This is a genomic window from Brevundimonas sp. (assembly GCF_051858995.1).
Lineage (GTDB): Bacteria > Pseudomonadota > Alphaproteobacteria > Caulobacterales > Caulobacteraceae > Brevundimonas.
In genome coordinates this window covers 271,558-295,829 of sequence record NZ_JBHYGN010000009.1, presented here as the reverse complement: position 1 = coordinate 295,829, position 24,272 = coordinate 271,558, and the positions used below count along the sequence as shown (strand labels likewise).

Genomic DNA, 24,272 nt, shown 5'->3' with positions numbered 1-24,272 from the left:
ACCCAAACCACCGAAGCGGCCCAACCATTTAACGCCCGGTCACGGCGGAGGCGGCTATCTAAGGAAGGCCGATCTCCTTGTCAACCGGGCTTTTCAGCCATTCTGCGGAGAGAAGATCGAGACCTTCAGACCGCAAAAAACCGCCGAGAGGAGAAGCCGAGAGGCTCGCCTCTGTGTTCGTTTCCGACGATTCGATTGGAGCGCGGAACCTAGCCAAACCGTCTTTCAGAAGCAAGAACTTTTTAGGTTCTTCTTTCCGATGGAACCCGGAGGCTTTCGTCTCCGTGGCCCCGGCGGCCGGCCCGTTTCCGAGCGAGGCGGCGATATACGCAGCGGCCGTTTGGTCCGCAACCTGAATCCGACAGTTCTGCGAACTTTCTCGCCGACTCCGGGTCGATGGAGACCGCCCATCCCGCGCCTATCCAGCCGCTATATAGGTTCTGAGGGAGTCCGCCTCATGTCGGGCCTCGGCGATCTGGCACTTCACCACATCCCCGATGGAGATGACGCCGGTCAGACGCCCGTCGTTCAGGACCGGCAAATGGCGGATTCGACGATCCGTCATCCGCTCCATCAGAATCGACATCGTCTCGGTCGGGGCCGCGAAGATGACATCCGCGGTCATGAAGTCGGAGACCGGACGCGCCAGACCGGCCTGCCCATGGCGCGCGATGGCCCGGACCACATCCCGTTCCGACAGGACGCCGACGACCTGTTCGTCGTGACAGACCATCAGGGCGCCGACTCGCAGGCGCTCCAGCTCCACGCACGCCTCCGCGAGGCTGAGCCCCGGCGGGATCGTGAACACGACGCTTCCCTTGTCCTTGAGAATCTCGGCGACCAGCATGGCGGCGTCTCCCCTTCCCTTGAGAGCGGCGGCCGCGGCGGGGCCGCATCAGATGGGAGGATCACCCGGATCCGCCCTCGAATCAAATCCGCTCCGCCCGCGGAAGATCCGCGCCCATGGTCCGATCGCCAGCAGGCCGAACAGATAGCCGAAGGCATGCGCCTCCCAGGCGACCGGCCCGGCGCCTCCGGGAAGCGTGCCGGCCAGTCCAAGGACCAGGTTCGCCACCATGAGAATCGCCGAAATGCCGAGCAGGCGTCGGTCCGTCAGGGCGCGGAGGCGTCCATCCCGTCGGCCCAGCAGACGCATCGCCGCCCCCGTCAGACCAAAGACCGCTCCGGACGCGCCAACCACGATATCGTGGCTCCCTATATGAAGGAGGCCATAGCCAAGGACCGCCGCGACGCTGCACGCCATATAGAAGAGTAGAAAGCCGAGCGCGCCGCGCACCCCGGGCATGAGCCGGGCGACCGGCGGGCCGAAGGCGATGGCGCCGGCGGCGTTCATCAGCGCATGGGTCCATCCCGCGTGCAGGACCATGGCGGTGAACAGGCCCGGCCACCATTGGCCATCCGCAAGCGACGACGGGCGAAACGCCAGGCTGAAGCCGCCGTCCGGCAACTCCCCTTGCACTATAAAGAGCGCCGGAATGGAAACGGCGGTCAGAATCGCCACCAACGGCGCGTTGAAGATCGGCTCCCGGCGCGGAGAACCGGTCATCGCCCCCGACGCTCCGGTCGAGGTCCCGTCGTCTGGCAAGTCATCCTTAATAACCATGTCCCAGATTGGCGCGCGGAGTGCTTAGCGCTCCGTAAACCGTGTCGCGTGGGAGAAGCGCCGCCATGACCGTCAGGAAGAAGGCCGCCGCCGTCGTCGTTCTCGTCGCCGTCGCCCTCCCCGTCAGCGCCCTTGCGCAATCCGCAGGCTCGTCGGGCATGGGGACCTACACGGCCGGCTACGGCGCCTCGCGCTACACCACCGCCCGCCCCCAGACCGGCTCGACCCGGGACGAGAACGGCAACCGCCTGATTGTCAACGGCATCATCCAGTCGGGCGCCAGCGCCTATTCCAGCACCTCGGGCGGCGTGGCCAACAGCTATGCCGGCGCGGGCGCCGGGAACGGCCAGACGATCGGCGGCTCCACCGCCATCGGCAACAGCCTGAACGTCGTCGTTCAGGGCAACCACAACACGGTCATCGTCAACTCCAGCCAGGTCAACAACGGCAATGTCACCGCCGGGACCGACCTGAACGGCACCCTGAGGCTTCCATGAGCACTGGCCGTTCCCTTCGGCTGTTCAAGACGCTGGGCGTCGCCTGCGCGGGCGCGGCCCTGCTGAGCGGCTGCATCTCGGCGAGCGCCGGTCCGCGTGGGACCTATGCGACGCCGATCGGTAATGCGCCGGTCACCGCCAACCCGACCCCCTATTCGGCGGCGCTGGTCTGCATGGCCGACTACGCCCGTCGCTATAACCTGCCCTCGCCCCGCCTCGCGGTCGGCCGGATCGCCGACTACACCGGCACCGTCTCCGCCGACGGCGGCCGCCAAGTCACCGGCGGCGCCTCGCTGATGGCCATGACCGCCCTCGCCAAGTCGGGCGCCCGTCTGGTCGAACGCTATGACACCTCCATCTCGGAAATGGAGCTGCGCTACGCCAACAACCGCTTGATCGGCGACGAGGGCGCGGGCGGCGCCGAGGACCTGCAGTATCGCCGGATCATCGCCGGTTCGGTGCCGGGCTCGGACTTCTACATCATCGGCGGCATCACCGAGGTGAACTACAACATTCGCTCGGGCGGGTTCGACATGGCCGCGGGCCAGGCGGACACCAACACGCCCCTCTCGGCGGCCTTCGCGGGCAAGGCCTTTGTGATGAACATCGCCATCGACCTGCGTCTGGTGCAGACCACGACGCAGGAGGTGGTGGACGTCGTCTCCTATCAGAAGCAGATCATCGGCCGGGAAATCTCGGCTGGCGTGTTCGACTTCCTGAACGGCAATGTCTTCGACATCTCGGCGGGCGAAGGCGCGCTGGAGCCGGTCCAACTGGCGGTGCGCGCCCTGATCGAGCGGGCCACGGTCGAGTTCATGGCCAATCTTTACGGCGCGCCCGGCCCCGAGATCTGCCTGCAGGCCGGTCAGGACCCGCTGGCGGGCACCGTCAGCATCACCGGCGGCTATTACCCGGCTTACCCCAACACGGAGACCAACAATGGTCAGACCCGTGCGGATCCGTCTCGCTGGCACGATCGCCGCGACGGTGATGTGCGCCGCAGCCGCTACTGAGGCCGCCGCGCAGACGCCCCCGCAGGACAACAGCCTTGTCCTGAACAACCAGCTTCAGCTCGGCGATGTCTTCGCCGACCAGACGCTGAACGTGGTCGATTCCCAGGATCAGGTGACCGTCGGCACAACCGCCAACGGCAACAGCGCCTCGGGCGCGGTCGAGAACGGCACGGTGACGGTCCGCTCGACGCAGGACATGCGCGGCGATTCCATCGCCACGACCTCGGTCACCCTCGGCGGCGACACCTCGGGTCCCGTCGCGGTCAACTCCAATGCGGGCGGCAACTATCTGGCGGTCAGCGGCTATGACGCCGACGTCACCGTCGAGGCGACCCAGCGCAACACCGGCGGTCTGGTCGGGGGCCAGACCGAGGTCGGCGACGAAGACGCCCGCCTTCTGGCCGGGGGCGTGGTTTCGGCCACGGCGAGCTCCAACACCACCTCCCTGTATGGCGAAGGCAGCTTCGTGCGGGGCACGGTCGAGCAGTCGTCCGACGCCACGGTGCGCGCCTACAGCCGTCTAGACAGCCAGTATGTTCCAGCCGCCGCTGAGGTGCAGGCCCAGGCCATGGGCAACGCCATCGGGGTGAACAGCGGCCAGACCTCGGGCCAGAACCTCGCCTTCGACCAGACCTCGACCGGCGACTTCATTGAGGCCGAGGCCAGCGCCAACACCGGCAACGGCTGGGACCTTGCCGCCCGCGCCCGCACCGTCGGCAACTACGCCAACAGCTATAACTCCGGCGGATCGGTCGAGGTCGGCTCGGCGCAGGACAACTCGTCCTTCATCCGCTCGGCGGCGGCGACCACCGCCTATGACTATGGCCGCGCCCAGGCCTATGCGTCGGGTGCGGGCAACCAGCTGTCGGTCGGTAACAATGACATCTTCGTCGAGATCGACAGCACCCAGATCAACACCGGCGGTGTCGACGTCTCGGCCAATTTCTCTGGGACCAACGGCTACGACGTCTATGTGGGCGCCGAGGCCACCGGCAATGCGGTCACCGGCTACGCCTGCTCGGAGTGCCAGGGCCGTCTGGACGCCCGCAACACCCAGACCAATTCGGGCGACGTCTCGGCCCAGGCCAGCACCGTTGTCGCAGGATCGAACCGCGCGGTGATCTCCAGCGCCACGGCCACGGGGAATTCGGCGACCTTCTACGTCTCGCGGCCCAGTCATTAAACTTCGGTAACTTGAGCCCGACGGCCCGGTCCCCGAAGGGTTGCAGCGGGGCGTCAGCGGTACTTCTTAAAATCGCGGTCCTTCCTGTTTGCCGGCGCGCCCGCATGGGCTGATCTGCGCCATCGGAGACGACCGACCATGCGTTCCGCCCGCCTTCTTCTGCTTGCCGCGGCTTCAGCCGTCGCGCTGACCGCCGCCGCCCCCGCGATGGCGCAGCAGGTCGCGCCCACCGATCCGTTCGCCCAGGCGGCCAGCGACATTCCCGCGGATTCGAACGTTCGCTTCGGCACCCTGCCGAACGGCATGCAGTACGCCGTGATGCGCAACGCCACGCCTCCGGGCCAGGCCTCGTTCCGCCTGCGCATCGACGCCGGTTCGCTGATGGAGAACGAGGACCAGCTGGGTCTGGCCCACTTCATGGAGCACATGGCCTTCAACGGGACGACCAACATCCCGGAGAATGACCTTCTGCGTATTCTGGAGCGTCTGGGTCTGGCCTTCGGCGCCGACACCAACGCCTCGACCGGCTTCGACCAGACCCTCTACATGCTGGAGCTGCCGCGCACGAACGACGAGACCGTCGACGCCTCGTTGCGCATCATGCGCGAGCAGGTTTCGGAAGCCCTGATGGCCGCCGACGCCGTTGACGCCGAGCGTGGCGTGATCGAGGGCGAAGAGCGCCTGCGCAACACGCCGGGCCTGCGTTCGATCAAGGCCCAGTTGGCCCTGCTGGCCCCCGGCCAGCGCATCTCGCAGCGCATGCCGATCGGCGACCTGAACATCATCCGCAACGCCCCGCGCGAGCGCTTCGTCGAATTCTATGAAGCCTATTACCGTCCTTCGCGCGCGACCTTCGTCGCCGTCGGCGACTTCGACGTGGACGTGATGGAGGCGAAGATTCGGGCCGCCTTCGAGAGCTGGGAGCCCAAGGCCGCTGACGGTCCGGAGCCGGATCTGGGCACGGTCGCCCCGCGTCAGCCGGAAACCCGCATCCTGGTCGAGCCGGGCATCCAGTCGAACATCCAGCTGAACTGGACCAAGGCGCCGGATCTGGATCCCGACACCGTGGCCGAGCGCCGCGACAACCTGATCACCAACCTGGGCCTGGCGGTCCTGAACCGTCGCCTCGACGAGATCTCGCGCGGCGACAACCCGCCGTTCACCTCGGCCAGCGGCGGCTCCTCGAACCTGGTCGACAGCCTCGAGATCGCTTCGGTCTCGGCCAGCTTCAACCCGGGCGGCTGGAAGGCCGCGCTGGAGTCGATCGAACAGGAACAGCGCCGTCTGGTTCAGTACGGCGTCACCGACGCCGAACTGCAACGCGAGATCACCGACTACCGCACCGCGCTGGAGAACGCCGTCGCCGGCGCCGCGACCCGCCGCACGCCCGCCCTGGCCAACGGCATCGCCGGCGCGGTCAACGGTCGCGTGGTCTTCACCTCGCCGCAGACCAACCTCGACCTGTTCAACGCCGCTGTGAACGGCCTGACCGCGGCGCAGGTGAACGCCTCGCTGCAAACCGTCTTCACCGGCGGCGGTCCGCTGGCCCTGGTCGTCACCCCGGTCGAGATCGAGGGCGGTGAAGCCGCCGTCACCGCGGCCCTGCAGGCCTCGCGTCAGGTCCCGGTCGCCGCTCCGGCGGCCCAGGCCGCTCTCGAATGGCCCTACACCCAGTTCGGCGCCGCGGGCACGGTGGCTGAGCGTCGGGAAATCGCCGAGGTCGGCGCCACGGTCGTCACCTTCGCCAACGGCGTGCGCCTGACGGTCAAGCCGACCGACTTCCGCGACGAACAGATTCTGGTCAGCGTCCACACCGGCATCGGCGAGCAAGGTCTGCCGACCGACCGTTCGACGCCGCAGGCCCTGGCTCCGGCCTACGTCGTTTCGGGCGGCCTCGGCCGTCTGACCTTCGACGAACTGAACCGCGTCCTGAACGGCCACGTCTATTCCGCCGGCTTCTCGGTCGGCAGCGACAGCTATTCGTTCTCGGGCGCCACGCGTCCGGCGGACCTTGGCCTAGAGCTGCAGGTGCTGACCGCCTATCTGACCGACCCGGGCTTCCGTCCGGCTCCGTTCCAGCAGATCAAGGGCCTGTTCCCGCAGATCGTCGCCCAGCAGATGGCCACCCCCGGCGGCGCCTTCCAGGTGCAGGCCTCAGGTCTTCTGGCGAGCGGCGACAAGCGCGAATCCTTCCCGACCGCCGAGGAAGTCGCCGCGTGGACCATCGACGACGCCAAGGCGGGCATCACCGCCGGGCTGAGCACGGGTCCGATTGACGTGGTCATCGTCGGCGACCTGACCGTGGATGACGCCATCGCGGCGGTCGCCCCGACCCTGGGCGCCCTGCCCCGTCGCGGTCCGGACGCCCAGCCCGCCCCGGGCGCCACGGAACTGCGCTTCCCCGCCGGGACGCCCGAGCCGGTTCGTCTGACCCACAACGGTCCGGCCGAACAGACCCTGGCCTATATCGCCTGGCCGACCACCGACGCCGTGGCGGACCGCACCGAAGCCCGCCGGGTCTCGGTGATGACCGAGGTGCTGAAGCTGCGCGTGCTGGAAGAAATCCGCGAGAAGCAGGCCCTGGCCTATTCGCCGGGCACCGGCTCCAGCGCCTCGGACACCTACCGCGGCTACGGCTCGGTCTCGATCCGCGCTGAAATCGCCGCAGACAAGGTCGATCCCTTCTACGCCGCCGTGCAGGAGATCGTGGCCTCGATGAAGAACGCCCCGCCCAGCGAGGACGAACTGAACCGCGCCCGCCTGCCGGTGATCGAGGCCCTGCGTCGCAGCCAGGCCAGCAATGAATACTGGCTGGCGCAACTGTCCGACGTGGCCGGTACGCCGACGGATGTGGAACAGACCCTGACCCACATTTCGGATCTGGAATCGGTCACCCCTGCTGACGTTCAGGCCCTGGCTCGCCAGTACCTGCGCGACGACACCGCCTGGAAGGCCATCGTGGTATCGGCTCAGGCCCAGCAGTAAGCGACAAAAAAGGCCCCGGTCCGTCATGGACCGGGGCCAGTTCCGCTTCTCAGGATCATCGGCGGAGAGCCGACAACCTCCGGACTCTAGGCCTTCCCGCCTGACGGCAGGCTGAACACGCCGTTCAACGGATCAGAAGACCCGCCCGCCGACGCCGCCATCCAGCGTCAGGGCCCCGCCGGTCACGGCCATCCCCGACTCCTCGATCACTTCCTCGCGGTAGGCCGTGTATGTCTCCTCGCGCATCCAGGTCAGGATCTTCACGCCCGCGCCATAGCGGCGCAGCAGCGAGCGCTCGTTGCACTCCCGTTCGGCGCGTTGGGCCCGGCATTCAACATTGTTTCGGCCGTACCAGAGCGCTTCGCCCTTGCGGCAGCTGATGGTCTCGCCGTGGTCGAAGCGGACCTGACCGTCGTATTCGGCCCAGGTGTACTGCAGGGCCGTACCGGCGATGCAGCGATACAGTTCGCCCTCATAGCCGCCGTCGACCTCGCGATCGGGACGGACCTGCGAGGCGGGGTGCGGAATGTTGCGGTCGTCGATGCAGACGGCCTGGATCACCACCCGCTTCTCCCAGCGACGGCGCTCCTCGTAGGGGACACGGACGACGCGGCGGACGCGCGCGCCCTCGACGTTCAGGCCGTTGACCGTAGTCGGATAGGGTTGGTCGACCGTGACATAGGCCGAACCGCCGCCGCTGACCCAGACCGAGCCGCCTGCGCGGGCGTTCAGACCGGCGGCGCCACGGGCCGACGCATTGGCGTTGGCGTTCGCCCCGGCGTTGACGTTCACATTGACGTTCAGATTGCCGCCGCCACAGCAGGACGGCGGCGGAGGCGGGTTGCAGCACACCGGCGGCGGGGGCGGAGGCGGAGGGGGCGGCGGCTCGCAGCAGGGCGGCGGGGGCGGCGGACAGCCGCCCGTGCACTGCGCCGCTGCATCGTCAGCGACCGCCGAAAGGGCCAGGAAGCCCGCGGCGGCCGGCAGCCAGGTCATGATCCGCACCCCCATGGGCCGACCTCCAGATGAGTTTCTGCGCGGTCCGCAAAGCACGCGGACCGTTCCAGCCTGCATCAAGACCCCAAAAGCCTTGCATTTCCGTTGCCTTCGCGGCCCGGGCCTTGCGGCATTCCGCCCCGAGGCGGACACCGTGTTTCATCCCGATACGACATTCCTGATCGACCACTGGACGGCTCTGGCGCGCGCGGCAGAGGTGCGAGGGGGGATTCCGGCCCGTTCAGCCCTGCGGCCGGAAGCGTTCGGGCGTCGCCTGCCCCGGGTGTTCATGGCCGAGCGCCGAAACGGCCAGACGATGCTGACCCTTGCCGGGACGGCGCTGGAAACCGTCTGCAAACAATCGCTTGCCGGCCGGCCCCTGACGGCTCTGTGGACCCCCCCATCGGCTGAACTCGTCGAGCAGGCCGTGACCCAGGCGATCCTGGAGGCCCGCCCGGTCGTGGTCGCCGCATTCACATCGGGCGAACCGGCCATGGCGCTGGAGATGGTTGTCGCGCCCCTGCGCGGGACATCAAACCGGCCGGACCGGCTGCTGGGCCTGTTCGCCCCCGCCTCGGCGTTGACAGCCGCGGGCGAGGACCCGGCGCGACTGGTCGCCCGGCTGGCGGTGGGGGCCGGAAGACCCGGTCGCCCTGCCCTCAGCCTTGTCGTCGAGCAGGGCCGCCGCATCGCCTGATAGCGGTCACACGATTTGACGTGCCATCGGTCCGTTACCTGACATAGCCTGTGACAAACCGCCCGTTTCGAGGCGGACGACGACAGCCGTCCGGGGGGACGCCCATGCATATGACGATGACCGAGATCTTCCTGATCGCGATGCTGCTGATCTTCAGCGTGCCGTATCTGGTCTGGAGACTCTTCAAGACCGACTATTGGGCGCCGCTGGTGGTGGTTCAAATCATCGGCGGAATTCTGCTGGGACCGGGCGTCCTCGGCGCCGCCTTCCCCGACTATTACAAGTTCGTCTTCAACAAGGACGTCATCGCGGCCCTGAACGGCATCGCCTGGTGGGCGGTGATGATCTTTGTCTGGATCGCCGGGATCGAGCTGGACCTGAAGCAGGCGTGGAAGCGCAAGGGTGAGACGGGCGTCACAGCCGGTCTGGCCCTGGCCATGCCCCTGGCCTTCGGCGCCCTGGCCGCCGTGGCCATGCTGACCATGAGTCCCGCGTGGGCGGGTCCGAAGGGCGAGACCTGGCAGGTGGTGCTGGGCATCGGCATGGCCTGCGCCGTGACCGCCCTGCCGATCCTCGTCCTGCTGATGGAGAAGATGGAAATCCTGCGCCAGCCCCTAGGCCAGCGCATCCTCCGCTACGCCAGCCTGGACGACATCGCCATCTGGGGCGTTCTGGCCCTGATCCTGCTCGACTGGGAGCGCATCGGGCGCCAAGGGGCCTTCTTCATCGGCTTCACCACCGCGACCATCGGCATCCGCATGCTGATGAAGCGCATCCCGCAGAAGGACCGCTGGTACGTTTCGCTGATCTGGCTGGCGGCCTGCGGTTTCGCCGCTGACTGGGCGGGCCTGCACTACATGGTCGGCGCCTTCCTGTCGGGCGCGGTGCTGGATTCAGACTGGTTCGACCAGAAGCAGATGGACCAGTTCCGCCACAACATCCTGCTGGCGGTCATGCCGGTCTTCTTCCTGTCCACCGGCCTGCGGACCCAATGGGACGTTGGGGGCCTGATGGTCTTCGGCGCCGCAGCCCTGCTGCTGGTCGCCTCGGTGGCTGGCAAGCTGCTGGGCGTCCAGATCGCGGGCAAGATCCTCAAGTGGGAAAAGGGCGAGGCCTCGATCATCGGCTGGCTGCTGCAGACCAAGGCGCTGATCATGATCATCTTCGCCAACATCCTGCTGGATAAGCAGATCATCACCAACACGACCTTCACCGCCCTGCTGCTGATGGCCATCGGCTCAACGATGCTGACCACGCCCATCGTGGCCCCGCAGTTGAAGAAGCTGCAGGGCCTGCTGACGAAGACGGGTTAACCCATCTCGGTCAGGTCGCGCACATAACGCTTCCAGTTCTGGACGTAGTGCGCGGCCGACACCCGCAACGCCTCGATCTGACCGGGTTCCAGCTCGCGCACCACCTTGCCGGGCTGGCCCATCACCAGCGAATTGTCCGGGATCACCTTGCCCTCGGTGATCAGGGCGTTGGCGCCGATCAGGCAGTTCTTCCCGATCTTCGCGCGGCCCAGCACCACGGCGCCAATGCCGATCAGGGTGTTGTCCCCGATCTCGCAACTGTGGAGCATGACCATATGCCCGACGGTCACGCCGTCGCCGATGGTCAGGGGCTCGCCTGGATCGGAGTGCAGCACGCTGCCGTCCTGGATATTGGTGTCGCGCCCGATGGTGATGGGATCATTGTCCCCACGGACGACCGCGCCGAACCAGACACTGGCGCCCGGTTTGAGAATCACATCTCCTGTCACCACAGCATTCGGCGCAACCCAGTATTCGCCTTCCGGCGGAAGCTGCGGTTTCTTGTCCGCCAACGCATAGATCGTCATAGAAACATCACCTCTTCTTTGGCGTAATCAGCTCTTTAAGCCTTCGTAAACCACGCTAGCATCAATCTGTTGATGCGATTCGAGGTCGCCATTTCGGCCCCGGATCCGTAACCGGATCAAGCCCGATCCGGTCAAGCAGGGGGAACGCGCGTGGTGCGTTCGGTTCGGCGGCTGCGTCCGCTGGAAGTTGGTCCTTCCTCCGACCCGGGCGGATGCGTCGCATCCTCTTCTCTCCTCCCCACGATCGTTCAAGGCGATGCTTTTGCGGCATCGCCTTTTTTCATGCCCTGGAGGCGTCCATGACCAAACGTTCGGCCCTGAAGCGTCAGACCCGCGAAGCATCCCGCGAGTTCGGTGTGCTCGATACGAGCCAGTTCATCCAGGACTCCAAGGTGCGGCGATTGCCGCCCCATGCCGGATGGTCGCCACACCCTTCGAACGATGAGCGGGACCAGGCCTATCTGAAGACGCTGAAGCCCAAGTCGGACGGCCAGGCCGAGCTGATGACGATGATCGATCATCACAACCTGGTCCTCGCCCTCGGGCCGGCAGGCACCGGCAAGACCTATCTGGCCGTCGCCAAGGCGGTCGAGGCGCTGGAGGCGGGCAAGGTCGGGCGCATCGTCCTGAGCCGCCCGGCGGTCGAGGCGGGCGAGTCGATCGGCTTCCTGCCCGGCGACATGGAGGACAAGCTGGCCCCCTATCTGCGCCCCCTCTACGACGCCCTGTCGGATCGCCTGTCGATGAAACGGGTCAAGGCGCTGATGGCCGAGGGCCTGATCGAGATCGCCCCCATCGGCTACATGCGTGGCCGCACGCTGAACAACGCCTTCATCGTCGTCGATGAGGCCCAGAACTGCACCTACGTCCAGCTGAAGATGCTGCTGACCCGTCTGGGCTGGCACTCGACCATGGTGGTCACCGGCGACCCGCAGCAGTCCGACCTGCTGCCGGGCATCTCGGGTCTGGCGGACATCGCCGAACGCCTGACGGCGGTGCCGGACATCGGCGTGGTCAAGCTGGCCGAGCGCGACATCGTTCGCCACCCGCTGGTCGCCTCGATGATCGGGGTCCTCTGACCTCAGGCAGACGTCTGAACGGAAAAGGGGCGCCGGATCGACCGGCGCCCCTTCTTCTTTGGTTCTGGCTCAGATCAGCGAGGTGACCGGCGGCGTCTCCTTGACCGGCGGCTTGGGCTTGCCGCCCAGCCGGTCGATGAAGGCGAAGACGAACGGGTTCAGCGAGATCGACAGCAGGGCCGCCGCCAGAATCAGGTTCTGGGTTTCCGGGCTCATGCCGCCCAGATCGACGCTCATCTTGGTCAGGATGAAGGAAAATTCGCCGATCTGCGCCAGGGCCGCGGCGACGGTCAGGCTGGTCGCCTTGTCCAGTTTGAATGCCGTGGTGATGACCAGCGCCGCCAGCGACTTGCCGACGATGATGATGGCCAGGACGCCCAGAACGCTGAGCGGACGCTCGACCAGAATATGCCAGTCGAACAGCATGCCGACCGAGACGAAGAACAGAACCGCGAAGGCGTCGCGCAGCGGCAGGGAGCGCTCGGCCGCGTTGTGGCCCAGCGGCGAGCTGTTCAGCACCAGCCCGGCCAGGAAGGCGCCCATGGCGAAGGAGTGGAACAGGGCGTAGGCGACCCAGGCGATGCCCAGGGCAATCGCCAGAACGCCAAGGGTGAACAGCTCCCGCGACTTGGTGTGGGCGATGCGGACCAGCACCCACGGCAGAACCTTGGCGCCGACGACCAGCATGACGGCGGTGAAGGCGGCCACCTTGAACAGGGTCCAGCCCATCGAGGCGGCCAGCGCGCCGCCGTTCACTTCCGTGCCCGGCTGGACCACCAGCAGCGGCAGCACAACAAGAGCGATGACGATCACCAGATCCTCGACGATCAGCCAGCCCATGGCGATCTTGCCGACATCGCCCTTGACCTGCTTGCGCTCTTCCAGCGCCCTCAGCAGCACGACGGTGGACGCGACCGACAGGGCGAAGCCCATCAGCACGGCCTCGACGTCTCCCATGCCCATCAGGCGTCCAAGTCCCCAGCCCAGCACCGTCGCGGCGGCGATCTGAACCAGGGCGCCGGGGATGGCGATCTTGCGAACCTTCATCAGGTCGTTGAGCGAGAAATGCAGCCCGACCCCGAACATCAGTAGGATCACGCCGATCTCGGCCAACTGGGGCGCCAACTCCTGATCAGCGACAAACCCCGCCGTGTGCGGCCCCACGATAACGCCGGCGACCAGATAGCCGACCAGCGGCGACAGCTTCATCCGATTGGCGATCATCCCGAATACGAACGCCAGCACGAAGCCCCCCACCAAAGTGAGGATCAGGCTATCAGCGTGGCTGGCGGCGTTGGTGGCGTGCTGGGCCACTCCGGCATGCGTCATCGGCGCTCCTTGAGGTGCGTGGGTAGAATCCTTGCGGGTTGAAGCTGGACATTTGGGGCCGGAACGCCTGCGGAACAAGGCAAAAGCGGGCTCCGCGACGCTGTGCCGCCAGAAAATCTCTTCGCGCGCAAGGCGGGGGCTGCTAACCCGGACCGCTCAATTTCTCAGCGAACCGAATGAAAATCCCCCGCATCGCCTACGCCGCCTACGGCTTCGCCCTCGTCGTCATCGTGCTGGACCAGATCACCAAGGCCTGGGTCCTGTCCGGGATGCACATGCTGGACGTGAACGGCGCCATGCTGGATCGCGAGCTGTGGGGCTATCGCTCGGTCGCAGTGCTGGGCGACATCTTCCGCATCACCTTCGTGGCCAATGACGGCGTCAGCTTCGGCCTGTTCGGCGATGGATCGGCCCGCTGGTTCCTGAGCGTCTTCTCGGTCGCCGTCGCGGGCTTCCTCGGCTGGTGGGCGCTGAAGGCGGACCGCCGCCTGCTGATCACCGCCATCGGCCTGGTCATGGGCGGCGCCATCGGCAATGTCATCGACCGCATCCGCTTCGGCTTCGTCGTGGACTTCCTCGATTTCTCGGGCACGGGCGTCTTCCCGTGGGTGTTCAACATCGCTGACAGCGCCATCACCGTGGGCGTCATCCTGCTGATCCTCGACAGCCTGCTGTCGGAGAAGGCCGCGAAGGTTGGCCTCGCCGCCGAAAAGTCGTAATCAGCCGCTTCCACTAGGGTTTACGTGTGCGCCGACCGGCGCGCCGCACCGAGATTGATCATGCGTCTTCGCACTACCGCCGTTCTGACCCTCGCCGTTTCGTCGCTCGCCCTGAGCGCCTGTGGCGGCCTGCAACGCAGCATCGGCCTGTCAAAGGTGACGCCGGACGAGTTCCTGACGGTCTCGACCGCTCCGCTGACCGTGCCGCCGGAATACGGCCTGCGCCCGCCGGCGCCGGGCCAGCCGCGCCCGCAGGAGCTGGCGCCGGAATCGGCCGCTCGCCAGATCCTTCTGGGCCAGCGCAACGCCGTCACCCGCTCGCAGGGTGAGCAGGTGCTGGTGGCGCAGGCCGGCGGTGACCGCGCCGACCCCCTCGCCCGCTACGTCGTGGACGACGAGTTCGGCGACCTGACCCACAAGGAAGAGAGCTGGGCCAACCGCATCATGTTCTGGCGTCGCGATGACGCCGCCAGCCAGACCGCGACCACGACCCAGACCTCGGAAGGCGCCGTGACCATCGACGCCGCCAGCGAGTATGCGCGCGTGCAGGCCCTGACCGGCGGTCGCGCCGGCATCACCATCACCCCGCGTCGCGATTCGGGCTTCAAGCTGCCGGGCCTCTAAGACCCGCTTCTGCGCGATACGAAATCAGGCCCGGACGTTCAGCGTCCGGGCCTTTTTCATGCTCAGGACTTGGCCGCGCCCGCACGCAGGCCGCGTTCGGCGATGGCCACCACGGCCACCCCCGCCATGGTCAGGGCCGCGCCGGTCAGGATCTGCGGCGTCAGCACATCGCCCATCATCGACCAGCCGATCAGGATCGAGACCACGGGCGTCGCCAGCAGATAGGGCGTCACCCGGCCGGCGGGCCGCTTCTGCACCAGCCAGAACACCAGGGTCGTGGCCAGCACCGACGACACCACCCCCGCCCAGATCAGGCAGGCCCAGATCAGGACGTCAGCCTTCTGCAGCGCCTCCACCTGTCCCCGCTCGAAGAAGGCCGAGGCGAAGGCCAGGGTCGGCAGGGCGACCAGCGCCAGCAGGCCCTGCATCTTCAGTGGAGGGATCGAGGTCGTGCGCCGCGCTATGACGGTGGTCATGGCCCAGGCGCTGGCCGCGACGACGCCGACGGCCACGGCCTTCCAGTCCTCGATGGCATGGGCGTCCAGCGTCATCCACGCCACACCCAGGAAGGCCACGCCCATGCCGATCAGGGCGAACCGCGACAGCTTCTCGCCCAGCACAAGGAAGGCGAACAGAGCCGTGAACGGCACCCAGAGCTGAGTCGCCACCGACACCGGACTGACGTCATGCGCCAGCCAGAAGGCGAGATAGACCAGCCCGTAATGCAGCGGGCCGCCGATGCAGACGATCAGCAGGAGGCTCTTCCAGTTCGGGAAGGGCGGGCGGACGAAGGGAATCAGGCAGAGCGCGGCGATGGCGAAGCGCAGGGCACCGGTCATCAGCGGCGGCAGGACCTCGGTCGCCACCTTGGCCGCGGCGTTGTTCACGCCCCAGATGACGATGATCGCCACGATTGCGGCGATCTCGAGCGGGCTCAGGGGGCTGTGGGGCTTGTCCGGCGTAATCACCGCACCGGGTTAGCCCGTGGACGTGTCGGACGCGAGACCCGCGCCCGACACTTCACATTTCGGAATGTGGCCGTCAGGCCGATCCGTCTCTTAGAACGGGATGTCGTCGTTCAGGTCGTAGCTTTCCTTCGGACCGGAAGGCTTGTTGGCGCCGCCGGTCGAGAAGCCCGACGAATAGTCGTCGTCGCCGCGACCGCCGCCGCCGTAACCGCCGCCGCCCGACGAACCGCCCTCATTGCGGCCGCCCAGCATGGTGAGTTCGCCGCGGAACTTCTGCAGCACGATCTCGGTGGTGTATTTCTCGACACCGCCCTGCTCGTATTTGCGGGTCTGCAGCGAGCCCTCGATGTAAACGGTCGAGCCCTTCTTCAGATAGTTCTCGGCCACCTTCACGATGTTCTCGTTGAAGATGACGACCCGGTGCCACTCGGTCTTTTCCTTGCGCTCGCCGGTCGACTTGTCGCGCCACGTCTCCGAAGTCGCGATCGACAGGTTGGCGACACGCTCGCCCGAGTTGAGGCTGCGGATTTCCGGGTCCTTGCCCAGATTGCCGACCAGAATGACCTTGTTGACGCTGCCCGCCATCATCGAGCTCCTTTAGCTAACCGGCCCACCGCGCGTTCCGCGCTGATTCAGGCCCTTCCCACGTGGCCTAGCGCGCTTTCGCGCCGCCGGGGCCGATTTGTCGTCGCAATCCACAGAACTGAGACTTGTTCCACCTTTGTTCCACACTGTCCAGTGCGGCGGCGGCCTTACTGCGGGGCGGGCGCCGCGCCCGGCCCCTCCACCTCTTGCTGGATCGCGCCGGGGATGGCCAGGCGACCGTCGCCTGTCCGGGCCAGCGCCATGAAGCGCGCGCCCTCCAGCGACTTGCCGAACGAAACGCCCGCCCGGTCGATGAAGATGAACTGACCCTGATAGGAGCCGATCATCTCGCGACGATTGCCGCCGAAGCCGAGGAAGCGCAGGCGCATCTCTTCGAGGCGGGCGGCGCAGAACTCGATCTGCGGCTGGTCGCGCGCGACGACGTTGAAGGTCGGCTCCGCGCCGTCCTTGCCCGGCTCGACCGCATAGCAGACGCCCGGATCGAACGGCGCCTTGGTGGTGTTCTGGCAGGCGCCCAGCGCCAGCAGGCCGACGCCGGCGACGAGGAAGAGAGAGGTACGCTTCATTAGCGGAGATCCGGGAACTGGCAGCGGCGATCCTGATCCGCCAGCAGGCGGAAGCGGTTGTTGTCAGGCGACTGCTCTACGCGACGCGGAACCAGACGCAGGGTGGTCTCGCCCCAGCGGCCATACAGGGCCTCGCCCGGACGGACGCAGGTGCCCGAATACAGCTCCTGCACACACTGGTTCAGGCTGACGCCGGTCGAGACGGTCCGCCAGTCCGAGCCGGTGTAGCGCAGGCAGGCGCCGCCGGAGGACGCCGGTTGCGCGGCGGGTTGGGCCGGCTGGGTCGATTCAATCGGGGTCGCATCCGGCTTGGTCTCGGTCAGTTCGACCGGCGGCAGCGACGGCGGCGGGGTCAGCGAAGCGGTCGGCGCGGCGACCAGGGCGCCGGTGGCGTCCACGCCGACATCCAGCGCGTCGGTGGCCAGGCCGTTGCGGCGCGCACAATCCGTCAGGGTCGCCATGCCGACGAACTGGCCATCGACGTAGCAACGCAGCTCGCGCGTGGAATCCAGACCGGGCGCGTCAGCCACCGCGACCGTCAGCCCGCCCTGGGCCGCGGGCGGGGGCGCTGCCGGTTCATCCTTCCCGCCGGAAACGAGCAGGCCGATGATGACGGCGATGACGACAGCCGCGGCGGCGCCGATCGCGATGAGGATACGATTGTCCTTGGGCATGAAAGGCTCGCGCGGATGGAGCGCCCAATAACCCCGGCGAAGCGGGGGCCGTCAACGCCTTAAGACCTAGCCGCCGGTCAGGCGTGCCAATGCCGCCTGATAGTTGGCGATCTGGGCGGTCAGATAGGCCGGAGCCTGACCACTGCTCGCCGAACTGGTGGTTTCGGGCGCCAGGGCGCGATAGGCGTCACGGATGGACTTCATCGCCGCCTGAACCTTCTCGCCTGCGGCCTTCACCGAGGCGGCGTCGGCCAGGCTCAGATTGGTCGGCATCCCCAGACCGAAGGTCGGGGTGACGTTGTCGCCCGTCGTCCTGCCGATATAGCCCTGCGACAGGCCCAGCCCGGCCAAGGCGTCGCGCCCGGTCTCGCCGGAGGTCAGCACGGCGCCCTTCACGCCGTCCCGCGCCGTGATCGACAAGCGTTGCAGGCCGGTGCGCAGCGCGCCGGCCAGTTCGCCGGGCTGGCCTTCCTTGGCGGATTCGGACGCCACGGTGACCTTCAGCTTCATGTTCGAGGCCTGCTCAATCTTGCGGGCCAGGGTCTGCAGCGTGTCGCGCGCCTCGATGGTGACCGCGATCGAGCGGCCTCCGTCGGCGGGCGAGACATAGAAGCGGTCGCCGACACGTAGCGAGGTGGCGTTGACCAGTGTCTTCGACTGGCTCTGGTCGATCTCGCCGTTGGGCAGGCCCAGCCGGTCCAGAACGCTGGCCCCGCCCGCCGCGACCGCCAGGGTCAGCGGCTTGGCCTGCTGGCCGTCGCCTTCCCAGTCCTTGCGGTACTCCACCGCGCCGGTCAGCGGGTCGATGCGTGACAGATAGGCCTTGGTCGGATCGGTCGCCTTGGCGTCCTCGGGTCGGTTGGCGACGCCGGTCAGCCAGACCTTGCCGTCCAGAATCTTCATGTCGGCGGCGGTGTCGTCGCCCTCCCCGCCGATATAGGTGAGCCGGTCGCTGGCCGAGGCGGCTAGGCTGGTGTCGATCACGGCGACGAAGGCGTCCTTGCCGCCATGGTGGGCGGTGGTGACCGTGGCGATGTCCAGATCGCCGTTGCGGGTCGTGCCGCTCAGGATCACCTTGCCGTTGTTCACGGCCAGCCCGCTGATCTCGCCGCTGGCCTCGCCGAGGTCGCGGGTGGCCGCCAGCGTCGGCTTGCCCTCGGCGTCCAGGGTGAACTGGCGCACCACGATGCGCCCGTCCTCGATCCCCGCCGAATAGAGGTTGTTCCCGTCCATCGCCACCGCGTCGACGCCGTCGGTTCCGGTGGTGCCGAACTGAACCGTGCTGATCGCCTTGGACACGATGGGAGCCGAGGGATAGGCCTGGGTCGAGGAATAAGCCTGCAAATAGCCGTCCCAACCGCCGACGCCGACCGCGCCGGTCATCGCCGACTGCGCCCGACCCGCGACATAGACCGAGCCATTGGGGCCGAAGGTGACCGAGGTGGCCTCGTCCGCAGCGCGGGCGCCCCGGCGCTGGGTCCACAGTTCCTGTCCATCCGCGTCGAACACGGTGACAAAGCTGTCCGCCACATTGGCGACGTCGCCCGCCTTACCCGCCTCCAGCGCGCCAGTCACCGAACCGGCGACCGCAACCTTGCCGTCCGCGTCCACCGCGATGGCGTAGCCGCTGGCGGTCGAGGCGGCGCCGATGGCCTGGGTCGTGACCACGCGGCCCGCCGAGTCGAGCTTGATCAGCGCGACGTCCTTCTGGCCCTTGATCGGCTGGTTGCCAGGGTCTGCCTTCAGGTCAGCGACCAGCCAGACCGAACCATCGGGGGCGGTGGCGCTGGCGCGCACCGTTTCCACGCCTTCAGGCAGGGCCGTCTGCGACGCCCTCCCCTCGATCCAGTGGGTCTCGCCGACGCCATTGATCGGCGGGGGCGCGGCGCCGCCGGTGTCGCTCTGGAATTTGAGCATCTGCAGGCCGCCCGCCGCGCCCGCGCTCTGCACCACATAGACGGCGTCAGCGGACTCGGCGGGGGTGAAGCTGACCTTCTCCGTCGTCGATCCGCGCACCACCAGGGCGAACTGGTCCGGTCCGGCGGGCAGGGTCACCTGCTTGCCGCCGACCGTCATGGTCTTGGGAACCGGCTTGACCACCTCGCGCCCGATCCGGGTCTCGATGCCCTCGGCTTCCAGCTGACCGTTGATGTGATCCAGCACATTGGTCAGCGTGCGCGGCTTGGTCATCTCGTTCAGGTCGATGCTCACCGACTTGGTGGTGTTGTCGCTCTTCTTGATCGAGATATTGAACTTCACATCGCCCGCGAAGGCTGGCGACAGGTCATCCGGCGAACCCTCGTGGATCGGGCCAGTGACCGAAATCCCGCTGTCGCGCGGGACGGCGGCGGTGGTCTTGCTGGTCGTGGCCGAGGTCCCCTGCACCAGTCGAATCGCGTCCAGATCGGCGGACGGCAACCACTTGCCCAGCTCGGTCATACCTGCCCCGAACCGCTTGTTCAGCTGCGACAGCTCGAGCGCGCCGACACCCTTGGCCCCCGCCCGGGTGACCAGGGCGTTCATGGTCTCCAGCCCCTGATAGAGGGCGAACAGCTTGTTGTAGTCGGCGGACGCGCCCTTCACGTCGAGCTGGGCGTTGCCTTCATTGATGAAGTTTCGACCGCCGAGGGCCGCGCGCAGCAGGGCGCTCTGCTCGGGCGCCTTGACCGTGGTCGACCATGGCGGGGTCGGCTGCTTCTTCGCCTGGGCGAGCACGTTCGCCGTCGCGTACGACGTGCTGGACGTCGACGTTCCGCCAAACAAACTCAGAAGATAGCCGTTGTTGATGGTCGTCACAGGGCGCTCCCGCCGGTCATTCTGGCGCCTGAGCCGTAACGAGGCCTTAACGACCGGGTTCGGAGCGACTTCCAACGCGACTCAGGGAACAATGGTCGTCAGCGCCCGTTGATCGCGCGTCGAATACGGAGGAGTGCCTGATGAGTGCCTTCGTCAACACCCTGATATCGCTACTCGCCCTCTACGGCTTCGGGTCGCGCGGCGTGCACCGCCGGCGACCCCAACCGATTTCCATCGGACGATCCGGAGACCGCCGACTGGCCTAGGGCTAGCCCTGGAACAGCGACAGGATGATCTGCGGCGCCTGGTTGGCGATCGACAGCGATTGCGCGCCCAGTTGCTGCTGGACCTGCAGAGCCTGCAGGCGCGCGCTTTCCTTGGCCAGATCGGCATCGACCAGATTGCCGATACCCGACTCCAGGGTGTCGACCAGCTTGGAGACGAAGGTGTTGTGCGCCTGGATCTGCTTGGCCTGGGCGCCGATCTCGCCGAGCGCGGCGTTCAGCTGGGTGATCGAATCGTCCAGCTTGGTCAGGGCGTTAGTGGCGCCGGTCAGGGTCATGAGGCTGTCGCTCAGCGACAGCTCGAGGATCGGCCCGCCCAGCGTCAGGTTCTTCGACGACAGGGTCACGAAGGCCGAGGCGTCGGCGTTGGCCAGGAATTTGATCCCGTTGGTCAGTGAGCCGTTCAGGATGTTGCCGCCATCGAAGGCCGCGTTGTCGACAGCCGACTTGATCGCCTTCATCAGCGCCTTGAAGTCGGCGTTCAGCAGCTGACGCGACTGGGTCTTCAGCGAGGAGTCCTTCGCCGCGGTGACCTTTTCCTTGAGCTGGTTCAGCAGGTCCGAGATCGATTCACCGGCGGACAGGGCCACGTCGGCGATCGAGGTCGCGCGGTCCAGGCTCTGCTTCACCGCGCCCAGCGCGCCGACATCTGCCCGTTGGGTCTGCGCGATCGCCCAGATGGCGGCGTTGTCCTTCGCGCCCTGGACCTTCAGGCCCGTGGAGACCCGGCCCTGCACGTCAGCCAGGCGGCTGTTCGTGGTGCTCAGGTTCTGCAGCGCGATCTGCGCGGCGACGTTGGTGTGGACGCTATTCGTCATCCGACTCAGCCCTTCGAGGTTTGGTCAAGGCTAAGACCGGAAGAGTGCACACATGGTTAACGGCGATTCACCACGCCGATTAACCGCGCGGATCGCTCCAGCGCGGCGGAAAGAACAGAGGCGGCAGTCTCAAGCGCGGGTGTCGATCACCGCGCCGGCGCTGTAGTCGGGGTTCCGCATCATCTCGACGACCTGTTCGCGCGGAAACTGTTTGACGACCTCTCCGGTCAGCCGGTCCATCGTCTTGTAGACAAAGGATCCGACCCGCGGGCCTTCCTCGATCACCAGACGGTAGCGAGCGGCCTCGTCGGCGTCTTGCTGGGTCCGGCTGTCATGGAAATCTCCGCCGGTGGGGGCGGAGGCGGCTTGGACGTCGTACGCGGCTACGGCACCTATTTTCGCATTGCTTTGCATGTCTCCTGCCGACGCATTTCAGGCGGCGGTTCCCTTCAATGGGGACTGGAGCGGTTAGGCGGGACCCGAAGGTCCCGCCCTTCCGATCGTTCCTTAGCGGAACAGTCCCAGCAGCATGGAGGTCGATTGGTTGGCGATCGACAGAGCCTGCACACCCAGCTGTTGCTTGGTTTGCAGAGCTTGCAGACGGGCGCTTTCCTTGGCCAGGTCAGCGTCAACCAGGTTGCCGACGCCCGCTTCGATGGTGTCCTGCAGCTTGCTCACGAAGTTCAGGTGAGTGCCGAGGGCCTTCGAGCCGGTGCCCAGACGGGCCAGCGAAGCCGACACGTTATCGATCGAGGTGTTGACCTTGGCCAGGTTGGCGGTGGCGTTGGTCAGGGTGCCGATCGAAGCGGTCGAGCTCAGCGTCACGACGGCGCCCGAGAGCGTCATGTTCTCGGCCTTGATGTCGATGGTGCTGGTGCCGGCCGAGTCAGCCAGGGCCTTGAAGCCGGCGGTGCCCGAGATCACGGCGACGCCGTTGAACTTGGCGTTCGAGACGGTCGAGGCGATCTGCTTGCGCAGGGCGACGAAGTCTTCGTTCAGGGCGGAGCGGGCGGCCGTGGTCAGGCTCTTGTCGGTGGCGGCGAGCGCCTTTTCCTTCATTTGCGTGAGCAGGTCCGACACCGTTTCACCGGCAGCGATGCCGACGTCCACAGCCGATTGGCCGCGGTTCAGGCTGTCCTTGACGGCATTCAGGGCGCCCATCTCGGCACGTTGCCCCTGGGCGATAGCCCAAACGGCGCCGTTGTCCTTGGCGGAGTTGACCTTCTTACCGGTATTGATGCGGCTTTGAACCGTCGACAGTTCCGAGTTGGTAACCGACAGGTTCTGGAGGGCGACCATAGCGCCCATGTTCGTGTTAACGCTGTTCAGCGCCATGACGATAGTCCTTGTTTCAAGGTGTCCGACGCCATTTTGGCTGCCGGGAGCATTTTGCTCGGAAGGTCTTGGAGCAAGGATGGGACCAGTCGCATTTCTGCCGTGCCAGCCGGGCGACCATTGTTTTTGCTACGTTAGTTCCTGTTAAGCACGTCGAGACCCCGGCAGATTTTGCCGAGCCCCGGCAGATTTTGCCGGGCAGGGCTGCAGAAACTGCCGCATCGCGCCTCAGCCGGGCCTCTTCCATCGGTCCTGCAGCGCCCGTTCGGCCTCCAGCGTCTCGACCGCCGTCCGTCGCGCCGCCTCGCATTCCACCAGCGCCCGCCCGCGCGCCATGTAGGACGCCTCCAGATCAGCCTGCGTCGGCGCATCCGGCAGGCGATCCAGTCGGCACGGCGTCAGGGCGATCCCCGGCAGCTCCAACCGGGGCGGCGCCACAGACGTCCGGGGCGATGCGGCACAGCTCACGATCATGGTCACGCAGGCGACCGATACGATCCGGATCAAGAGGGAGATGGGCGTCATCGGCTTTCCTTGCTTCGGCCTCGGCGGCGGCGGTGACCTGCGCCAGTTCGACAGCCTGTTGATGGGCGTCCTCAAGGCGGCGCGCCTGAACGCGGGCGCCCTCGACTTCCAGAGTGCGGGCGCGGGCGTCGGCGGTGGCGACCTCGGCCTGTTGTTCGACCCGCTCCAGTCGGCGCGCGTCGAGCCCCAACGGATCCCAGCGCAGGCCCAGGCCGCGCCCAGCCAGCAGCAGGGCGATGATCAGCAGGGCGACGCCCAGCCCGACGCCCGCGCCCGTCATGAACCGCGCGCTCACGGGAAGCCCTTCCGGTCGAGCTCGAAATGCGGGCCGTCGCGCAGGGTCGGCCAGTCGCCGCCCCAGACAATGGCGGTCCCCTGTCGCGCCGCCGCGGCCTTCATGGCGGCGGCGATGCGGGGATAGAGCGGCCAGTCCCAGCGGACCTGCCCATCGACCATCGCCGCCAGATCGACCGCATGTCCCGTCAGATGGCGCGAGGCCTTTGTTCGACTGGCCCCGGCGCGGACGAGGGCCGCCTGACGTTGGGCCGTCCGGACGCCTTCGGTGACCATGAAATCGACCGGCGTCAGGGTGATCGCCTCCTGCAGTACGGCGACGAGGCGCGGATGCACCCCGTCCAGCCGGGCCAGAGAGCGGGCGGACAGGCGGTAGGCCATCAGCGCCCCTCCCCGCCCGGCCCAGGCCGCAGCAGACGCAGGCTGGCGATCAGTTGCTGGGCGCTGGGCGCGACGAGATACAGCAGCATGGTCAGGGCCAGCAGGCTCATCAGGCCTTCGACCAGTCGCGGCGCCGCCTCGGCGGGCACCATGGCGATCAGTCGATCAAGCAGCATCCAGGCGACTCCGCTGGTGGCGAAGACATACAGCCGCCGCCACAGCCACCGTCCCTCGGCCAGCGGCGAGGTTTGTTCGGGAAGCGCGGGCTCGGTCACTGGTCATCCTCCATTTCGTCCATGCGCCAGCCGTGGCGGCGCCAACCCGCATCGGCCGACGCGAGCAACTCATCGCGGGTCAGGCGCAGCGGGATGTCCGCCGCGTCCGGATCGAGGGTTTCGGCCTCATCGAGCGGCCAGTCGGTGCGGGAAAGCAGGGTCAT

General features: G+C 67.0%; 26 protein-coding genes. 9 read left to right on the top strand and 17 right to left on the bottom strand.

The window, feature by feature from the left end; translation table 11 throughout:
* Positions 1 to 418: 418 nt before the first annotated feature.
* Together ACTIEF_RS11130 and ACTIEF_RS11125 are read right to left on the bottom strand one after the other, a co-directional pair.
* On the bottom strand, positions 419 to 847 hold the full coding sequence (locus ACTIEF_RS11130; protein WP_439472203.1) for a CBS domain-containing protein: 429 nt from the start codon (positions 845 to 847) through the stop codon (positions 419 to 421).
* 48 nt (positions 848 to 895) lie between these two features.
* A complete protein-coding gene (locus tag ACTIEF_RS11125) occupies positions 896 to 1,567 on the bottom strand; it encodes a rhomboid family intramembrane serine protease (protein WP_439472202.1) in 672 nt (223 codons plus the stop codon).
* Positions 1,568 to 1,689: 122 nt separating this feature from the next.
* On the opposite strand from ACTIEF_RS11125, the gene hfaA reads away from it, so the two are divergent.
* The 4 genes from hfaA (at position 1,690) to ACTIEF_RS11105 (ending at position 7,302) form a co-directional block, all read left to right on the top strand.
* Positions 1,690 to 2,121 carry a holdfast anchoring protein HfaA gene (gene hfaA / locus ACTIEF_RS11120; protein WP_439472201.1) on the top strand — a complete coding sequence of 144 codons (432 nt, stop codon included), beginning with the start codon at positions 1,690 to 1,692 and terminating at the stop codon, positions 2,119 to 2,121.
* Positions 2,118 to 3,134 carry a holdfast anchoring protein HfaB gene (gene hfaB, locus ACTIEF_RS11115; protein ID WP_439472200.1) on the top strand — a complete coding sequence of 339 codons (1,017 nt, stop codon included), beginning with the start codon at positions 2,118 to 2,120 and terminating at the stop codon, positions 3,132 to 3,134. Before hfaA ends, hfaB begins: the two co-directional genes overlap by 4 nt.
* Positions 3,061 to 4,317, top strand: coding sequence for a holdfast anchor protein HfaD (hfaD, locus tag ACTIEF_RS11110; protein ID WP_439472199.1), 1,257 nt, complete (start codon positions 3,061 to 3,063; stop codon positions 4,315 to 4,317). The genes hfaB and hfaD overlap by 74 nt, the downstream gene beginning before the upstream one ends.
* Before the next feature lie 138 nt (positions 4,318 to 4,455).
* Positions 4,456 to 7,302: a M16 family metallopeptidase gene (locus ACTIEF_RS11105; RefSeq protein ID WP_439472198.1), complete on the top strand. Its 2,847-nt coding sequence runs from the start codon at positions 4,456 to 4,458 to the stop codon at positions 7,300 to 7,302.
* Positions 7,303 to 7,434: 132 nt separating this feature from the next.
* Here the strand turns inward: ACTIEF_RS11105 and ACTIEF_RS11100 are convergent, their stop codons facing one another.
* The gene (locus tag ACTIEF_RS11100; RefSeq protein ID WP_439472197.1) at positions 7,435 to 8,298 is read right to left on the bottom strand and encodes a hypothetical protein; all 864 of its coding nucleotides are present in this window, start codon (positions 8,296 to 8,298) and stop codon (positions 7,435 to 7,437) included.
* A gap of 154 nt (positions 8,299 to 8,452) precedes the next feature.
* Between ACTIEF_RS11100 and ACTIEF_RS11095 the strand changes: the two genes are divergently transcribed.
* Positions 8,453 to 8,995 (top strand): PAS domain-containing protein, encoded by a 543-nt coding sequence (locus ACTIEF_RS11095; RefSeq protein ID WP_439472196.1) that lies wholly within the window; start codon positions 8,453 to 8,455, stop codon positions 8,993 to 8,995.
* Between the two features lie 104 nt (positions 8,996 to 9,099).
* Entirely contained in the window at positions 9,100 to 10,308 is a 1,209-nt protein-coding gene (locus ACTIEF_RS11090; protein ID WP_439472195.1) for a cation:proton antiporter, read from the top strand.
* On the opposite strand, the gene ACTIEF_RS11085 is transcribed toward ACTIEF_RS11090, so the two are convergent.
* Complete coding sequence (locus ACTIEF_RS11085; protein ID WP_439472194.1) at positions 10,305 to 10,835, bottom strand: gamma carbonic anhydrase family protein; 531 nt, start codon at positions 10,833 to 10,835, stop codon at positions 10,305 to 10,307. The genes ACTIEF_RS11090 and ACTIEF_RS11085 overlap by 4 nt on opposite strands.
* Positions 10,836 to 11,122: 287 nt before the next feature.
* Between ACTIEF_RS11085 and ACTIEF_RS11080 the strand changes: the two genes are divergently transcribed.
* On the top strand, positions 11,123 to 11,914 hold the full coding sequence (locus ACTIEF_RS11080; protein ID WP_439472211.1) for a PhoH family protein: 792 nt from the start codon (positions 11,123 to 11,125) through the stop codon (positions 11,912 to 11,914).
* 69 nt (positions 11,915 to 11,983) lie between these two features.
* On the opposite strand, the gene ACTIEF_RS11075 is transcribed toward ACTIEF_RS11080, so the two are convergent.
* A complete protein-coding gene (locus ACTIEF_RS11075) occupies positions 11,984 to 13,243 on the bottom strand; it encodes a cation:proton antiporter domain-containing protein (protein ID WP_439472193.1) in 1,260 nt (419 codons plus the stop codon).
* Between the two features lie 176 nt (positions 13,244 to 13,419).
* Here ACTIEF_RS11075 and lspA point away from each other — a divergent pair, with 176 nt between their 5' ends.
* Together lspA and ACTIEF_RS11065 are read left to right on the top strand one after the other, a co-directional pair.
* On the top strand, positions 13,420 to 13,962 hold the full coding sequence (gene lspA / locus ACTIEF_RS11070) for a signal peptidase II (RefSeq protein ID WP_439472192.1): 543 nt from the start codon (positions 13,420 to 13,422) through the stop codon (positions 13,960 to 13,962).
* Between the two features lie 60 nt (positions 13,963 to 14,022).
* Positions 14,023 to 14,586: a DUF3035 domain-containing protein gene (locus ACTIEF_RS11065; RefSeq protein ID WP_439472191.1), complete on the top strand. Its 564-nt coding sequence runs from the start codon at positions 14,023 to 14,025 to the stop codon at positions 14,584 to 14,586.
* Between the two features lie 62 nt (positions 14,587 to 14,648).
* On the opposite strand, the gene ACTIEF_RS11060 is transcribed toward ACTIEF_RS11065, so the two are convergent.
* From ACTIEF_RS11060 to ACTIEF_RS11005, 12 genes are all read right to left on the bottom strand, one after another.
* Positions 14,649 to 15,497 (bottom strand): DMT family transporter, encoded by an 849-nt coding sequence (locus ACTIEF_RS11060; protein WP_439472190.1) that lies wholly within the window; start codon positions 15,495 to 15,497, stop codon positions 14,649 to 14,651.
* 147 nt (positions 15,498 to 15,644) lie between these two features.
* Positions 15,645 to 16,139: a single-stranded DNA-binding protein gene (gene ssb / locus ACTIEF_RS11055; RefSeq protein WP_439472189.1), complete on the bottom strand. Its 495-nt coding sequence runs from the start codon at positions 16,137 to 16,139 to the stop codon at positions 15,645 to 15,647.
* A gap of 167 nt (positions 16,140 to 16,306) precedes the next feature.
* A complete protein-coding gene (locus ACTIEF_RS11050; protein WP_439472188.1) occupies positions 16,307 to 16,726 on the bottom strand; it encodes a hypothetical protein in 420 nt (139 codons plus the stop codon).
* Positions 16,726 to 17,400: a hypothetical protein gene (locus tag ACTIEF_RS11045; protein ID WP_439472187.1), complete on the bottom strand. Its 675-nt coding sequence runs from the start codon at positions 17,398 to 17,400 to the stop codon at positions 16,726 to 16,728. The genes ACTIEF_RS11050 and ACTIEF_RS11045 overlap by 1 nt, the downstream gene beginning before the upstream one ends.
* Before the next feature lie 66 nt (positions 17,401 to 17,466).
* Positions 17,467 to 20,196: a transcriptional regulator gene (locus tag ACTIEF_RS11040; protein ID WP_439472186.1), complete on the bottom strand. Its 2,730-nt coding sequence runs from the start codon at positions 20,194 to 20,196 to the stop codon at positions 17,467 to 17,469.
* A gap of 268 nt (positions 20,197 to 20,464) precedes the next feature.
* Positions 20,465 to 21,298, bottom strand: a complete 834-nt coding sequence (locus ACTIEF_RS11035; RefSeq protein ID WP_439472185.1) for a flagellin — start codon at positions 21,296 to 21,298, stop codon at positions 20,465 to 20,467.
* A gap of 129 nt (positions 21,299 to 21,427) precedes the next feature.
* Positions 21,428 to 21,712: a flagellar protein FlaG gene (locus tag ACTIEF_RS11030; protein ID WP_439472184.1), complete on the bottom strand. Its 285-nt coding sequence runs from the start codon at positions 21,710 to 21,712 to the stop codon at positions 21,428 to 21,430.
* A gap of 93 nt (positions 21,713 to 21,805) precedes the next feature.
* Positions 21,806 to 22,633, bottom strand: a complete 828-nt coding sequence (locus ACTIEF_RS11025; protein WP_439472183.1) for a flagellin — start codon at positions 22,631 to 22,633, stop codon at positions 21,806 to 21,808.
* 352 nt (positions 22,634 to 22,985) lie between these two features.
* A complete protein-coding gene (locus ACTIEF_RS11020; RefSeq protein ID WP_439472182.1) occupies positions 22,986 to 23,453 on the bottom strand; it encodes a hypothetical protein in 468 nt (155 codons plus the stop codon).
* Positions 23,450 to 23,833 carry a M15 family metallopeptidase gene (locus tag ACTIEF_RS11015; protein ID WP_439472181.1) on the bottom strand — a complete coding sequence of 128 codons (384 nt, stop codon included), beginning with the start codon at positions 23,831 to 23,833 and terminating at the stop codon, positions 23,450 to 23,452. Before ACTIEF_RS11015 ends, ACTIEF_RS11020 begins: the two co-directional genes overlap by 4 nt.
* Positions 23,833 to 24,108 carry a hypothetical protein gene (locus ACTIEF_RS11010; protein WP_439472180.1) on the bottom strand — a complete coding sequence of 92 codons (276 nt, stop codon included), beginning with the start codon at positions 24,106 to 24,108 and terminating at the stop codon, positions 23,833 to 23,835. The genes ACTIEF_RS11015 and ACTIEF_RS11010 overlap by 1 nt, the downstream gene beginning before the upstream one ends.
* Positions 24,105 to 24,272: a hypothetical protein gene (locus ACTIEF_RS11005; protein WP_439472179.1), complete on the bottom strand. Its 168-nt coding sequence runs from the start codon at positions 24,270 to 24,272 to the stop codon at positions 24,105 to 24,107. The genes ACTIEF_RS11010 and ACTIEF_RS11005 overlap by 4 nt, the downstream gene beginning before the upstream one ends.